The following is a 14,799-nucleotide window of genomic DNA, read 5'->3' as shown; positions in this document are numbered from 1 at the left end:
TTTCATGTACTTATATTAACAATCAAAACTCAAGGAAAATAGTCCTTAGTTAAATCAAACGACACTTCAGGTCGTGTCGCTTATATCTCTGACCTGAAGGACAGAGTTTTACGCTCCATTTGATAAATATCATCTTCAATCACATAACATTGATATTTTTCAGCGAGTTGTGCAATTCGTTCCTTATCTTCATTACTTAAACAAAAACCCAAAGGATTTTGAAAATTTGCAGTCAATAAGCATACTTTCGCGCCTGAATCCCGCATCGCCTGCTCTAAACGATCTAAATCAAAACCTTCCGTATTGGCAGGAATTTCAACAATTTTCCGCTTCAATAAAGCCAATAATTGCAATTGCCCGTTATAGTTCGGCGTCGGGACAATGACACTCTCCCCTTCCGCACTCAGATTTTGCAACATCACTGACAAAGCAGGCATACAACCATTGCTTATGAAAATATCATCCTTAGGCATGTAAAAACCATCTTCAGCCCAATGTGCCGACAAAGCTTCATGCAATTGTGGATGACCTTGCCGATTGTTATATAAAAAATCTTCTGGTTTACAATGCTTTAATGCCCTTTGGATTGAACGTCTGAGTGCTTCAACAGCAACAAAATTGGGGGGGACAACTGAATTGAACCCAAATGAATCAGGCGACTATTTGCAGAGGCTTCATGGATCTGAATTTGCAATTCTAAATTCGAAATTTCACGAGGTCGGGAATCAAAATCAGGATGATTCGGCACGGCAATTTGCTGGGCTTTCTGTGAGGATTGTACAAAATAACCAGACTTTTCTTTGACATAAATGAGGCCTTTGGCTTCAAGTAATTCATAGCAGCGTTTCGCGGTATTTAAACTGATCTGATGCTGCTGTGAAAATTGACGTAGCGCATAAAGACGCTGCCCTGCGGCCAATTCACCACTATAAATTTTCTGTGCCAACTGCTGCGCAAGCTGCTGATATTGAAAAGCCATCTGTACCCTTTTTTTAATCATTTTTGTATCTGTACCCATTAAGTTAACAGATTTAAGCTGAATGCATCAGGTTGATATCTCAAAAATAACGATAGGGGGACAATTAAATGAATGACTTCACGCAGTTTCGAGCAGGTCTAATCATCTTCAGCACACTCACGCTTATGGCGTGCCAACCCGATCAGCACACTCAAGCTCAAAGCCAGCAAAATTTTATCTGTAAATCTTTAATTCAAGGCTTTTTGAGTGCCCAAAAACTGACGCAATATGAACTTGAGCAGATCCAACCGATCACCAGCGGTGGGTTACATCAGCAGCTATATATCTATAAAGCCAAATCTGAAAACGGCATGAATATTATGCCGCAGCAAGCCAAACTTCGCTTTGCCTGTGAACAAATGATCGCGCGGCAATTTCAAATCAAGTTACATCCGCATCCATTTCCAGAACAGGCTTTACTCAGCATCGAACTCCCTGAGGCACAGCACATGCAGCAGTTGACTGCATTTCGCCTGCCTGAGATGCAAAGTCATTGATCGTTCATATTGAACTGAATCATTACTGGTGCTTATTTTAAAATTTCGGGAAAGGTCGCAACAGTTTTGCTTTTACCCAACTGCACTTTCATTTTTTGTAGCATTTGATAAGGCTGTTGCTGCACGAACATATTCACGAAACTGAGCGGAATGGAACCTTCCGGATTGGCGTAGCCATAGGTCGACACTTTGACTTTTTGATTGCCTAAACGCTGGAAGCTCCAATCGCCCTCATAGTCGGTTAGGCGTACATAATTGGGATTGATCGGATAACCTTTTTTCACCGCTTTATTTTGGATGCTAATAATGCCCTGTGCATCTTTACGCATTTTGCCTTGTACCACTAAATCACGGTCTTTTAAGGGAAAAGGAAAATCCAACACCATATATAAACTGAATTCACCTTTCTGGTCATCGCGGGATAAGACTTTGACACTGCCCATATAAGGGACCCAATTCACTGCATTTTCCACATCTAAAATCAGGGAAACCGCTTTTTCAATGGGTACATCAAAACTGGTTTCAGCTTTGTATTGAAAGACAGGATTTTGAGCATTTTGGTAGGTCCAAACCTTAATATTATTTTTATTAATCGAGAGTTTGGCATTATCCATAGTTTTCGCTTGTACTGCCGCAGTGAATGCGACAGCACAGGCCATAAAGATGACTTTTTTCATTCCATTGATCGTCTTATTTTAATTTTATGCTGTTGTTATAACGGATTTTAACGCGCTTTTATACGTCAATATCGTTAAAACCCAGTACATCTTTCATATCGTACTTACGTGCTTCACGACCGACTACCCATGCAGCTGCACGTACTGCACCAGAGGCAAAGTTCATACGGTTGGTCGCTTTATGGGTAATTTCAACACGTTCGCCATCCGCAATAAACATCGCAGTATGTTCACCAACAATGTCACCACCACGAATCGTTTGGAAGCCAATGGTTTGACGTTCACGTGGACCCGTATGACCTTCACGGCAATACACAGCATCTTGTTTTAAGTCACGTCCTAAAGCACCGGCAATGGCTTCGCCCCACATTAGCGCTGTACCTGATGGTGCATCAACTTTATGACGATGATGAGCTTCAATCACTTCAATATCCACAGTATCGCCAAACACTTTTGATGCCAATTCAAGAAGTTTGATTGAAACGTTTACACCGACAGAATAGTTCGCTGCATAGACCACTGGAGTCTCTGTAGCTGTTTCATCGAGATAAGCTTTTTGCTCATCATTCATACCTGTGGTACCAATGACAATCGCAACGCCTGCTTCACGGCAAAGTTTAAGATGCTGTGCCGTTGCTGCAGGTGCAGTAAAGTCGATTACGACATCACAATCTTTTAAAACTTCAGCTAGGTTACCGACAACCTTTACGCCAACCGCGCCAATCCCTGCAAGTTCACCGGCATCTGCACCGACCAAGCTACTTTCAGGACGTTCTACCGCAGCAGCCAATTGATAACCAGCTTGCTGAACCGCCTGAATTAAGATGCGTCCCATACGACCGCCTGCGCCCAAGATACCAATACGTGGAGCTGCTGACATAACATTTTCCTAATGTTGATTCGAAATTGGTCTTACTATATCAAAACTCCATGCGCAGGCTAAGTTACAAACAAAAAAATCCTGCATTTTCCGAAGGACTTTTGCAAATCAAGCTCTTCGACAGACGCTGACTATTCCCTCACCAAGTTTAGGCATTTTCACGGTATGATAGGCGCGTTCTATTGATCTTGAATATTCATGAAAACCCTATTGTATCTTTGTGCGGCAGTCTGTATTGCACTGGCATGGCTGATTCCGATTCATTACCGACCTTGGGCCACGTATACCGGTGAGCTTTATACCTTCTTTGCCCTGTTTGCTTTAGCGGCAACGTTCTTTAAAGAAAAGCTCATGGTGGCAAAAATTTCCTTGCCCCTGTTGCTCTTAGCGCTGATCCCCTTCATCCAACTGGCTTTTGGGCAGGTATATTATTTTAGTATCGCCTTGCTCTGTATGCTGTTTGTGTTCAGCTTCTGGCTGTGTATCAATCTAGGTTTTAGTCTCTCGCAAGGTACAGAAAAACGCGAAAAAACATTCCTATACCTAAGCTATACCTTTGTTGCTTCTGGGGTTATGACAGGGCTCATCGCAATATGTCAGTGGTTAGATTTCGACTCGTTTCTTCCTTTTGTGATGAAAATTAGTGGAACTACGCGCCCATTTGCAAACTTTGCTCAGCCAAATAACATGGCCACGTTTCTGCTCATGTCCTTGTTAGCCTGCTTATATGTTTATGAACAGCAAAAAGTTAAAACCCGCTATTTGGTCGCTTGTGCAATTCCTATTTTAATTGGGGTCGCGCTCAGCCAATCTCGCACCTCTTGGGTGGCAAGTATCTGTGTCCTAGTCTATTTGGCTTATGCACAGTACAAAGATTATATCCGTCTTCGCTGGTTTTACAGCTTGGCCTGGTTTATGGGCTTTGTGGCACTGATTGTATTGATGCCAAAATTAAGTCAAATCATGAGCCAAATATCCGACATGAATATTCAAGAAAGTCGTGACGTGGTCAAACGTGCTGGTGGCGATATGTCTCGTTTAGCCATTTGGCAACAAATGGCGCATGCCGTGGCTGCACAGCCTTGGTTTGGCTATGGTTGGCATCAAACCAGTAGCGCTTTTGTCTCGATCTCTGACACGGTACAAGGGCCTGTATGGATTCGTAGCTCACACAATTTTATTTTGGATTTCTTATTGTGGAATGGCGCCATTATTGGTGTGCCGTTCTTGGCCTATTTCGCTTATTGGGGCATCCAATTACAGAAGTTAGCCAAGTCTGCATTATCTGTGATTGGCCTATTGATGGTCGGTGTCTTCGTTATTCATGCCATGTTGGAGTTTCCGCAAAACTACGCATACTTCTTACTGCCTGCGGGTTTTATTATCGGCATTCTTCAAGCAGCGAAGCCAGAGACGGCTACATTGAGTCTGTCTCCGTGGTTTATCCGCATTGTTTTCGTGATTGGCGCCGTGCTGATTACGGTGATTTATCGCGATTATGCCAATGCAGCGATTCAGCTGGGTCAGGCATCAAAATATGAAAAAACACCGGAGAAAATCACCAACCATGCGCCGATCTATTTACTCACGGAATTTAGACATCGGGTAGCGATTATTCGTTTAAATCCATATTCCATCGTTTCTGAACAAACCATTCAGGATACTGAAAAATTGGTTCGCAGCTATCCAGCGAAATACCACATCATTAAATATGCACGTTTATTGGCATTTAATGGTCGTGAGGCTGAAGCACGTCATCAGCTACAGCGTCTTAAAAATATCTATAGGCTCGACATGAGCTATGAGAGTTTATTACCGCCTACAGCACAGCCGAAACCTTAAAACGCTCAATAAAAAAGCCTGCAATTATGCAGGCTTTTTTATACCTGAGTTCACATCACAGCGAACTCAAGCAAATCATTTCAATTAATCAAACAAACGGTCGAAGAATGATTTTTTCTTCGGAGATGATTTATTGTCATCGCCATCCATCGTGTCTTGTAACTCTTTCAACAATTCACGTTGACGAGCCGTTAAGTTCACAGGCGTTTCCACCACGATACGGCAGAGTAAGTCACCGGTCATGCTGGTACGTACAGGCTTCACACCTTTACCACGTAAGCGGAACAATTTACCAGTTTGAGTCCCTTCAGGTACTTTCAAGCTCACACGACCATCGAGTGTCGGAATTTGAATTTCTTTACCCAATGCAGCATCTGCAATGCTTACAGGCACATCCATATATAGGTCAGCGCCATCACGTTGGAAGATTTCGTGTTCACGTACCACCACTTCTACATATAAGTCGCCTGCTTGGCCATCACGGATCGCCTCGCCTTTGCCACTTAAACGTACGCGGTCGCCATTATCCACGCCTGCAGGAATGGTCACTTCTAAAGTTTGCTGACGGTCAGAAACCCCTGAACCATGACATTTATTACATGGGTTCTTAATAATTTTACCTTGACCACGACAGGTGCTACAGGTTTGCTGCACAGAGAAGAAGCCCTGTTGCATACGCACTTGACCTGCACCATGACAAGTTTTACAGGTTTCAACGTCGTTTGGATTTTTAGATCCTTTACCATCACAGGCATCACATGGCGCTGGCGCAGTAAAGGTAATGGTTTTTTTCACGCCCTTCACAGCTTCCTCAAGAGTAAGCTCCATAACATAGCGTAAGTCTGAACCACGGCGTGCACGTTGCTGACCACCACGGCCACCACCGCCAAATGCGCCACCGAATATGTCACCAAACTGACTAAAGATATCTTCTGCGCTAAAACCGCCACCGAAGCCACCGCCGCCGCCCATGCCGCCTTCAAAAGCTTGATGTCCCATACGGTCATACATACTACGTTTTTCGCTGTCCGATAAAACTTCATATGCTTCTGCAGCTTCTTTGAATTTTTCTTCAGCTTCTGGGTTATCTGGATTACGGTCAGGGTGATACTTCATCGCCAACTTACGGTAGGCTTTTTTAATTTCATCATCACTTGCGGTTTTAGATACACCTAAAACCTCATAATAATCACGTTTAGCCATGTCTGGCGATGCTCCTCACGGAATTTAATTTAATACTTAACTGTGGTCTGAAATTGGGGAATCAAACCATTTTTTCAAGGGGTAGGCAGGAAAAAAATAAATCGACTTAGAAAACAGCCTTATTTTTAACGAATTTGGATAGACCTTGGATCCATGCATTTAATAGATACAAAAAGGCAATCGCAGCAAAGACCACACCAATTACCGTGCATGCAGTCACCCAAAGATAGGTGTCCCAATAATAGAAAAATAAAGGAATAAACCACAGTGCGGCAAAAATGGCCATCATGGAATAAATCACGACGGTGCGCATGACCCAAAGCGCTTGGGCTTGGAGCCAAACTTCTGCAGAATCGATTTGAGTCACTTTGCGTGCAAAGCCGTAGGCAAATACACCACTAATCAGGGTAAATAAAGCGAAAAACATGAAGACATAAGAAATCGCAACATAACGGCGATACTTAGCTAAACTCTCTGCTGTCATCTGTGATTCAACCCCGTACACCACAATATGCCGCGCTGCACTTGTGGTTGTTTTACTTTTTAAAAATGTCTTTGTAGATCAGGTGCTACTATAGAGAAAAATTCAATATTTCGCACCCAATATTATGGCACTTTTAAGGATTCTGCTGAGTTTTTTTCACTTTAAACCACTGTGCATATAACGCAGGTAAAAAGAACAAGGTCAGCAGGGTCGCCACGATCAATCCACCCATAATCGCCACGGCCATTGGACCGAAGAAAATACTGCGAGAAAGTGGAATCATCGCCAATACAGCGGCCAATGCAGTCAGCACAATTGGACGGCAACGACGTACCGTCGCATTGATAATCGCATCCCAAGCCGACTCCCCAGACTGAATATCTTGTTCAATCTGATCAATCAAAATCAGTGAATTGCGCATAATCATTCCTGACAGTGCAATCGTGCCGAGCATTGCCACAAAACCAAAGGGTTTATTGAACAATAACAGGAATAACACCACGCCAATAATGCCCAAAGGTGCAGTTAAAAATACGATCATCGCCCGTGACATGCTGCGTAATTGAATCATCAACAAAGTCATGACAACTGCGAGGAATAATGGCATGCCCGCATTTACAGAAGTTTGACCACGTGCTGACTCTTCCACAGTACCGCCTACTTCGAGGAGATATCCATTCGGCATCTCTGCACGTAACTGATCAAATGAATCTTTTAACTCACCCACCACCGTTGCAGGTTGCAATTTACTGCGAATATCCGCGCGCACAGTAATGGTCGGTAAACGGTTACGATGCCAAATCAAACCTTCTTCAAAGCTATACTCAATTTTCGCAATCTGCGCCAATGGCACTGAACCACCATTGCTGGTCGGTACAGCCAAACTGCTGAGCGAACCGACATCCAATCGCTCGGCTTGATCACCACGCATCCGAATTTCAATCAGCTCTCGTTTCTCACGATACTGATTAATCACTGCACCACTGATTGAACTATTCAGGAAATTGGACAGATCTAGACTGGAGACCCCCATTTGACGTGCGCGATCTTGGTCGATGTCCAGTTTAATGACTTTGCTTGGTTCACCCCAATCCAAATGCACATTGGTGGTGTTCGGGTTTTCACTGACTTTTGCAGACACCCGTTGTGCCCACTCACGCACCAAGCTCAGATCTTCACCTGACACGCGGAACTGCAATGGATAACCCACGGGTGGACCATTTTCTAAAAGTGAAACGCGAGTACGTACTTCAGGTAAGAGCTTACGGATTTCTTCTGCTAATGACTGACGGATTTCATTGCGATCATCTAAAGATGAAGCCAACACCACAAACTGAGCAAAACTGGCTTGAGGTAGCTGTTGATCTAGAGGTAAATAAAACCGCGGCGAACCTGTCCCCACATAAGCCACAAAATTATCAATGCCCTGTTTTTTTGACAAGAACGCTTCGACTTTTTTTACGGCCGCTTCTGTGGCCTTCAGTGAGGCGCCTTCCTCAAGCTTTAAATCCACTAAAATTTCAGCACGGTTTGACGGTGGGAAGAACTGCTGTGGTACGGTTTTAAACATTAAAATCGATAACACAAAAATGCCAACCGTCGCGGCAATCACCGTCTTGCGATAGGTCACACAAGTGTCGACCCAACCACGGAAACGTTGATAAAACGGAGACTGATAAGGATCATGATGTTCGCCGGCATGATGCACCATCGGCTGAGGTTCAGGTTGTTTGCGCAAACGTGCCCACAGGCGCTGATACCATGGGGCTTTTTGTACCAAATCTTTGTTGAAGTCGGGTAGTAATTTATCCCCCAGATATGGAACAAACAGTACTGCTGCAAACCATGACACCACCAATGCAATAGTGACCACTTGGAAAATCGAGCGGGTATATTCGCCTGTGCTCGATGCGGCTGTGGCAATCGGCAAAAAGCCGGCCGCAGTAATCAATGTTCCTGTCAGCATTGGAAATGCAGTGGTCCGCCATGCATGTCCGGCGGCTTGTAATCGGCTATAGCCCTGCTCCATTTTAATCGCCATCATTTCGACAGCAATAATCGCATCATCCACCAATAAACCGAGTGCGAGAATCAAGGCCCCCAAAGAAATCTTGTGCAACCCGACATCAAACATCTGCATGCCAGCAAAAGTCATGGCCAAGACCAAGGGAATGGAAAATGCAACGACAAGACCTGTACGGAAACCCAAGGAGAAGAAGCTCACCAACAGAACGATAATCACCGCCTCAGCGAGGACTTTCATAAACTCATTGACGCTGCGCTTCACGGCTACAGGCTGATCAGAAACTTTTTTTAGTTCCATACCCAGGGGCAAGGTTTTTTGCAGGCGGGCAAATTCTGTTTCAAGGTTTTTACCCAAAGCCAGAATGTCGCCACCTTTACGCATCGACACGGCAATGCCTAAACCATTTTCACCCATAAAACGCATACGAGGCTGCGGTGGATCACTAAAGCCCCGATGTACATCTGCCACATCACCCAATTGAATCGTTCGACCATTCACCAATAAGGGCATCTGACGCAGTTCATCAATGTTTTGTAAATTGCCGCTGACACGCACTTGAATCCGGTCTGAATTGGTTTCAAAAAAGCCAGCACTGGCAACCGTGTTTTGCTGCTGCAAGGCTTGTTGAATCGCCGTCACGGGTATGCCCATTTGCGTGGCTTTGGTGTTGGAAATTTCAATCCAAACTTTTTGATCTTGCAAACCAATTAAATCCACTTTCGCAACGTCTTTGACTCGTTGTAACTGGAGCTGTAAACGGTCGGCATATTCCTTCATGGTGGCATAGTCAAAGTCTTTGCCGGTGAGCACATAGATATTACCGAAGGTGTCACCAAACTCATCATTAAAGAAAGGACCTTGCACCCCAGATGGCAATTGATGGCGAATATCATTGACCTTTTTACGCACGGTGTACCAAACATCGGGGACTTGCAGCGAACGTAGACTGTCCTTGGCCACAAAGGTCACCATGGATTCACCCGGACGTGAATACGCCATGATGCGTTCATACTGCCCCGTGGTCATCAGTTCTTTTTCAATTCGATCGGTGACCTGTAGCGAAACTTCTTTGGCTGTTGCACCAGGCCAATAGGTTTGAATCACCATGACTTTAAAGGTAAATGGCGGGTCTTCACTCTGCGACAATTTGGAATAAGAAAATATCCCAACGATGCCCAGTAGAATCATAAAATAAAGGATTAAGCCTTTATTTTTCAGTGCCCACTCAGACAAGTTAAAATGCATTATTTAACTCCTGTCTGAATGTGTACCGCTCGATTTTCACGATCAACGGGTTGTATTTTTTGCTTTTCACGGAGCAAATGTACGCCGCCAACCACCACAAAATCCCCTGCTTGCAGACCACTGAGTACGGGCACGCTGTCACGTCCGTATTCGCCTAAACTTACTGGAACTTTACGTACCGTATTATCTGCATTGACCACCATCACATATGCCTGCTGACCACTCGCAGACACACTCGATAACGGCACATGCAAAACATTCTGCTGTGCTTTGGTTAAAAATACCCGTGCACTTTGCCCCAGTTGAATGGCGCTATTGCCTTCACGTAATGCCACTTTGACACTATATGTACGAGACTGATCGGCTGCAGGACTAATTTCACGCACATAGCCTGCAAATTTTTCCTGTGGTTTAGACCACAAGGTAACCCATGCATCCTGCCCTGTTTTAATTTCAGTAACCGCTTGTTCAGGCACACCAATGACCACTTCACGTTCACCTGCTATCGCCAATTGAAAAGCTGGTTGTCCTGCTGCAATCACTTGACCAATCTCAATATTACGTTCAGTAATGACCCCATTTTTATTGGCAATTAATTGGTTATAACCGGTCTGATTACGACTCACATCATAATTTGATTGAGCTTGCTTTAAGTTCGACTGTGCCGCTTTATATTGGTTTTCCACCGCATCGTACTGCGAACGACTCACGGCATTGACTGGCAATAATTGCTTAAAGCGTTTTAATTCGTCTTCAGCAATTTGTGCAGCGGAACGCGCACTTTCAAGCTGTGCTTGTGCTGCATTCAGTTGCAACTGTGCATCTTTGACATCTAATTTTGCCAAGACTTGTCCGACTCGGACTTGGTCTCCAACATCGACATAGCGCTCAGTGATTTGACCGCCAACCCGAAACGCTAAAGCTGTTTGCTGGCGTGCTTGTACATCACCCGCATAACTTTTTTGTTCAAAATGTGCGGCACCCGGCTGAGTCACCATCACAAATGGCACTTCCTGTTCCGTTTGGGCTTTATCCTTGCTGCATCCCCATAAGGTCACACTGCAAACGATAATCATGCTGACAACTGTGGTCTTAATCGTACTCATGAAGTTCGCTCTTAATAAAAAGTCTTTTTTAGGGCAGAATATTATTCAATTAATTTGGTTATTTTTTAATTAATAAACCATGCGGTACATTAATTAGATTAATTATCCTAAATCAATGACCTTTTCGCCTTTTTTGGAATTTTTTCAGCAAATGAATGTCGGCCGCCCGAAAGACTTAGAAAAACGACAACGGATTTTAGAGTCTGCAAAACAATTATTTTTAGAAATGGGCTATCACGGTTGCAGCATGAATCAGATTGCCCAACATGCAGGGGTCACCAAACTGACGGTCTATAACCATTTTCAGGACAAAGCCACTTTATTTACCAGTGCAATTGAAGATACCTGTGAATATATTTTAAATACTCGCCCGCGACATCTGCACAGCGAAAGTCATTTTATGCAGGCTTTCGTAGAAATTTGTGAGTTGGGGCTGAACATCATGAATTTGCCAGAAGCCATTAAACTGGACTTATTACTTTTGGAGTTGGCTGCCGAACACAGTCCCTTGGTGGAACAGTTTTTCCGTGCCTCACATTTGAAAATGCGCCAAGTCTGGGAGAATTTCTTTCAAGACGCAGCAGCTTTAAATTTCATTCAGCAGGATAATCCTGCCCGACAAACTGAACTGATTGTGTCGCTACTGATGGGACTACGCCATCAAGAAGTCTTATTGGGCATGCGCCCAGTACCTGAAACAGCAGAGCGACAGGCCATTATTCACTCTGCCATCGACATCTTTATGCTGAAATATCAACTCGGCACACAGAGCTAAGCATTTTCTGAAATATTTCAAGGCTAAACTGAAACAAATGGCATAGCTATTGCTCATTTAGCTAGAAAAGTCATCCGACTTTTGTCTGTACCCCCCTTTTGCCACAGCACTTTCGGGGTATAGTCGAGACAGGAATACGCGGAGAAATAACAAATGATTCAACAAATTGATGCTCCATTACGTGAAGACGTGCGCTTACTGGGCAATTTATTAGGTGAAACCCTAAAGCAGCATGCAGGACAAGATTTGTTTAATCAAGTAGAGCAAATTCGTGCTTTGTCTAAAGGCGCGCGCGATGGACAAGTTGAAGCTGAAAAACAGTTAGAACAATTATTTTTAAATTTAAAAGATGAAGAAATTCTGCCACTGACCCGTGCATTTACGCACTTTCTCAACTTTGCCAATATTGCCGAACAGTACAATGTTGTGCGTAGCCGTCGCCAAAGTGAGTTTGATGAGCAGGCACCCTCACCGAATCCACTGGATCATTTATTTGAAAAATTTAAAAGCAATAACATCAGTGCAGAACAACTGTTCCAACAAATCTGTGAATTAAAAATTGAACTGGTCCTGACTGCACATCCAACTGAAGTCAGCCGCCGTACCTTGATCCAGAAATATGATGGGATTAATGATTGCCTGTTTAAAATGGATCAACAAAAACTTACGCCACGCGAACGCAAAGCCGTACTGGATGATTTAAAACAACTGATTTGCTCGGCATGGCAAACAGATGAAATTCGTCAACATCGCCCGACGCCTGTCGACGAAGCCAAATGGGGTTTCACAACCATCGAACAGACCTTGTGGAATGCTGTACCCAAATTCATGCGTGAATTGGATGGCATGGTTCAAGATCATTGTGGCAAGACGTTGCCTTTAAATGTTTCCCCTGTGCGCTTTGCATCTTGGATGGGCGGTGACCGTGATGGCAACCCAAACGTCACCCATAATATTACTCAAGAAGTGCTGTGGCTTTCACGTTGGAAAGCTGCCGACTTGTATTTACGCGATATCGAAGACCTGCGTTGGGAACTCTCTATTCAAGAATGCAGCAAAGAGCTTAGTGATGCCTTGGGTCATTTCCACCCTGAACCGTATCGTGAATATCTACGTGATGCACGGGAACGCCTCAAAGCCACTCGTCACTGGTTGGCACTAAAACTCCGTGGTGAAGATGCGGACGATAGCCAAGTCATTAAAAGCCGCCATGAACTGCTTGATCCACTATTGGTTTGCTACCGTTCACTGATTGACAGCGGTTTACCTGAAATTGCCAATGGTCAGTTACTCGACTTTATTCATCGGGTGAATTGTTTCGGTATCGAATTACTCAAACTCGATATTCGTCAGGAGTCGACTCGTCATCGCCAAGCCATTTCTGCCATTACTGAATATTTAGGTTTAGGCAATTTTGAAACATGGACGGAGCAAGCCCGTCAAAATTTCTTGATTCAGGAACTGCAAAGCAAACGTCCATTGCTACCGAAGTTTTTAAATGAGCCAAAACAAAGCCTGATTGAACATCCGGATGTACAAGAAATCTTTGCAACCATGCGGACTTTGGCAGAGCAACCACCTGAAAGTTTAGGGGCTTATATTATTTCCATGGCAGAGCATCCGAGTGATGTCTTGGCCGTATTGTTACTGCAAAAAGAAGCGGGCATCAAACAAGCGCTACGCGTTGTGCCACTGTTTGAAACTTTAAAAGATTTGGATGGTGCCGCCCGTACCATGAATACCCTATTCAATATGCATTGGTATAAGCAGCATATTCAGGGTAAACATGAGGTGATGATTGGCTATTCAGACTCTGCCAAAGATGCGGGCTTTATGTCGGCAAACTGGGCACAGTATCGTGCGCAGGAAGAATTAACCGCGGTTGCGAAAAAACATGATGTACAACTGACATTATTCCATGGCCGTGGCGGTTCAATCAGCCGTGGTGGAGCGCCGACACAGCAAGCGCTGTTTTCACAGCCACCGGGTTCGATTTCAGGAGCGATTCGTGTCACAGAACAAGGGGAAATGATTCGCTTCAAGTTTGGATTAGAAGGCATTGCCTTACAAAACCTGGAAATTTACACCGCAGCGACCTTAGAAGCGACCTTATTACCACCGCCTGAACCGAAACAGGAATGGCGCAAGCTCATGCACAGCATGACGGATCTGTCGGTACAGGTGTATCGTCAAACCGTGCGTGAAAATCCGCATTTTGTAAAATACCTACGGACTGTAACGCCAGAACTGGAACTACAAATGTTACCGCTCGGATCACGCCCAGCCAAACGTAAAGTCAGCGGTGGAATTGAGTCATTGCGTGCGATTCCGTGGGTATTCGCATGGACTCAAATTCGTTTAATGCTACCTGCTTGGCTCGGTACAGGTGCTGCGATTAATCAGGTGATTGATCAGGGTCAAAAAGCAACCTTAGAAGAAATGCTACAACAGTGGCCTTATTTCCAAACGTTAATTGATATGTTGGAAATGGTCTTGTCTAAGGCTGATGGCCATGTGGCACTATATTATGAGTCTCATCTGACAGATAACGCAGACCTCAAACAGTTGGGCGAAGAGTTACGTCAGCGTTTACGTGATGCGGTACAAACGCTATTAGCACTCAAAGGTGAATCGAAATTACTTAGCAGTAACGATGTGCTTGACCAATCCATGAAGGTGCGTAAGCCTTATTTATTGCCGCTACATTTACTACAAGCCGAACTGATGAAACGCCGCCGTGCATACCTTGCCGAGCGTCAAGCTGAAAATACCCCAGTCGACCATGCGTTGATGGTTAGCATCGCGGGTATTGCGGCAGGTTTGCGTAACACTGGCTAAATCTTCCAAGTTTTCAAAAAGCACACAGAACTGTGTGCTTTTTTTTTGACCAGTCATATTTGTTTTAATTTATTTTGGAATATTTGACATCCTCACCCCCTTAAAAGAGGGTGATTCCTACAGCTAGACGCTTATGCCCAAGCGCAAGAATGTTTAGAGCTGAGTTTATATCTCGATCATGAGCTGTACCACAGCTCATGCACTCCCA

At 44.2% G+C, this 14,799-nt stretch carries 11 protein-coding genes and 1 pseudogene; 4 read left to right on the top strand and 8 right to left on the bottom strand.

Annotated features, from left to right (window positions below; genetic code table 11):
* Nucleotides 1-122: 122 nt before the first annotated feature.
* A pseudogene (locus FTT77_RS16080) lies at nt 123-979 on the bottom strand (PLP-dependent aminotransferase family protein); the annotation flags it as partial.
* A 107-nt stretch (nt 980-1,086) separates the two neighbouring features.
* Between FTT77_RS16080 and FTT77_RS16075 the strand changes: the two are divergent.
* A complete protein-coding gene (locus FTT77_RS16075; RefSeq protein WP_257224738.1) occupies nt 1,087-1,515 on the top strand; it encodes a hypothetical protein in 429 nt (142 codons plus the stop codon).
* 32 nt (nt 1,516-1,547) lie between these two features.
* Here the strand turns inward: FTT77_RS16075 and FTT77_RS16070 are convergent, their stop codons facing one another.
* Both FTT77_RS16070 and dapB read right to left on the bottom strand, forming a co-directional pair.
* Nucleotides 1,548-2,192, bottom strand: coding sequence for an START domain-containing protein (locus FTT77_RS16070; protein WP_180109552.1), 645 nt, complete (start codon nt 2,190-2,192; stop codon nt 1,548-1,550).
* A 58-nt stretch (nt 2,193-2,250) separates the two neighbouring features.
* Nucleotides 2,251-3,072 (bottom strand): 4-hydroxy-tetrahydrodipicolinate reductase, encoded by an 822-nt coding sequence (gene dapB, locus FTT77_RS16065; protein ID WP_078194102.1) that lies wholly within the window; start codon nt 3,070-3,072, stop codon nt 2,251-2,253.
* Nucleotides 3,073-3,270: 198 nt separating this feature from the next.
* Between dapB and FTT77_RS16060 the strand changes: the two genes are divergently transcribed.
* Nucleotides 3,271-4,914, top strand: coding sequence for a PglL family O-oligosaccharyltransferase (locus FTT77_RS16060; protein WP_180109553.1), 1,644 nt, complete (start codon nt 3,271-3,273; stop codon nt 4,912-4,914).
* 84 nt (nt 4,915-4,998) lie between these two features.
* Here the strand turns inward: FTT77_RS16060 and dnaJ are convergent, their stop codons facing one another.
* The 4 genes from dnaJ to FTT77_RS16040 all read right to left on the bottom strand — a co-directional run bounded on the left by dnaJ (nt 4,999) and on the right by FTT77_RS16040 (nt 10,978).
* Nucleotides 4,999-6,117, bottom strand: a complete 1,119-nt coding sequence (gene dnaJ / locus FTT77_RS16055) for a molecular chaperone DnaJ (RefSeq protein ID WP_111885156.1) — start codon at nt 6,115-6,117, stop codon at nt 4,999-5,001.
* A 106-nt stretch (nt 6,118-6,223) separates the two neighbouring features.
* Nucleotides 6,224-6,601 (bottom strand): hypothetical protein, encoded by a 378-nt coding sequence (locus FTT77_RS16050; protein ID WP_078194105.1) that lies wholly within the window; start codon nt 6,599-6,601, stop codon nt 6,224-6,226.
* Between the two features lie 133 nt (nt 6,602-6,734).
* Nucleotides 6,735-9,872, bottom strand: coding sequence for an efflux RND transporter permease subunit (locus FTT77_RS16045; protein ID WP_180109554.1), 3,138 nt, complete (start codon nt 9,870-9,872; stop codon nt 6,735-6,737).
* The gene (locus FTT77_RS16040) at nt 9,872-10,978 is read right to left on the bottom strand and encodes an efflux RND transporter periplasmic adaptor subunit (RefSeq protein WP_180109555.1); all 1,107 of its coding nucleotides are present in this window, start codon (nt 10,976-10,978) and stop codon (nt 9,872-9,874) included. The genes FTT77_RS16045 and FTT77_RS16040 overlap by 1 nt, the downstream gene beginning before the upstream one ends.
* 151 nt (nt 10,979-11,129) lie before the next feature.
* Between FTT77_RS16040 and FTT77_RS16035 the strand changes: the two genes are divergently transcribed.
* Nucleotides 11,130-11,753, top strand: coding sequence for a TetR/AcrR family transcriptional regulator (locus tag FTT77_RS16035; RefSeq protein WP_143221706.1), 624 nt, complete (start codon nt 11,130-11,132; stop codon nt 11,751-11,753).
* A gap of 153 nt (nt 11,754-11,906) precedes the next feature.
* Nucleotides 11,907-14,591 (top strand): phosphoenolpyruvate carboxylase, encoded by a 2,685-nt coding sequence (gene ppc, locus FTT77_RS16030; protein ID WP_180066874.1) that lies wholly within the window; start codon nt 11,907-11,909, stop codon nt 14,589-14,591.
* A 100-nt stretch (nt 14,592-14,691) separates the two neighbouring features.
* On the opposite strand, the gene FTT77_RS16025 is transcribed toward ppc, so the two are convergent.
* A partial coding sequence (locus FTT77_RS16025) for a zinc ribbon domain-containing protein (protein ID WP_179994364.1) occupies nt 14,692-14,799 on the bottom strand: 108 nt, incomplete at its 5' end.

It is taken from the genome of Acinetobacter sp. YH01010 (genome assembly GCF_013420775.1).
Classification (GTDB): Bacteria; Pseudomonadota; Gammaproteobacteria; order Pseudomonadales; family Moraxellaceae; genus Acinetobacter; species Acinetobacter amyesii.
The sequence above is the reverse complement of the archived record's forward strand: the minus strand, read 5'-3'. Positions and strand labels throughout refer to the sequence as shown.

Bases quoted from the DNA above. Each gene is read 5' to 3' on its own strand.
- FTT77_RS16040 (WP_180109555.1), bottom strand. From the start codon at position 10,978: ATGAGTACGATTAAGACCACAGTTGTCAGCATGATTATCGTTTGCAGT.
- FTT77_RS16035 (WP_143221706.1), top strand. From the start codon at position 11,130: ATGAATGTCGGCCGCCCGAAAGACTTAGAAAAACGACAACGGATTTTA.
- dapB (WP_078194102.1), bottom strand. From the start codon at position 3,072: ATGTCAGCAGCTCCACGTATTGGTATCTTGGGCGCAGGCGGTCGTATG.
- ppc (WP_180066874.1), top strand. From the start codon at position 11,907: ATGATTCAACAAATTGATGCTCCATTACGTGAAGACGTGCGCTTACTG.
- FTT77_RS16050 (WP_078194105.1), bottom strand. From the start codon at position 6,601: ATGACAGCAGAGAGTTTAGCTAAGTATCGCCGTTATGTTGCGATTTCT.
- FTT77_RS16045 (WP_180109554.1), bottom strand. From the start codon at position 9,872: ATGCATTTTAACTTGTCTGAGTGGGCACTGAAAAATAAAGGCTTAATC.
- dnaJ (WP_111885156.1), bottom strand. From the start codon at position 6,117: ATGGCTAAACGTGATTATTATGAGGTTTTAGGTGTATCTAAAACCGCA.
- FTT77_RS16070 (WP_180109552.1), bottom strand. From the start codon at position 2,192: ATGAAAAAAGTCATCTTTATGGCCTGTGCTGTCGCATTCACTGCGGCA.
- FTT77_RS16075 (WP_257224738.1), top strand. From the start codon at position 1,087: ATGAATGACTTCACGCAGTTTCGAGCAGGTCTAATCATCTTCAGCACA.
- FTT77_RS16060 (WP_180109553.1), top strand. From the start codon at position 3,271: ATGAAAACCCTATTGTATCTTTGTGCGGCAGTCTGTATTGCACTGGCA.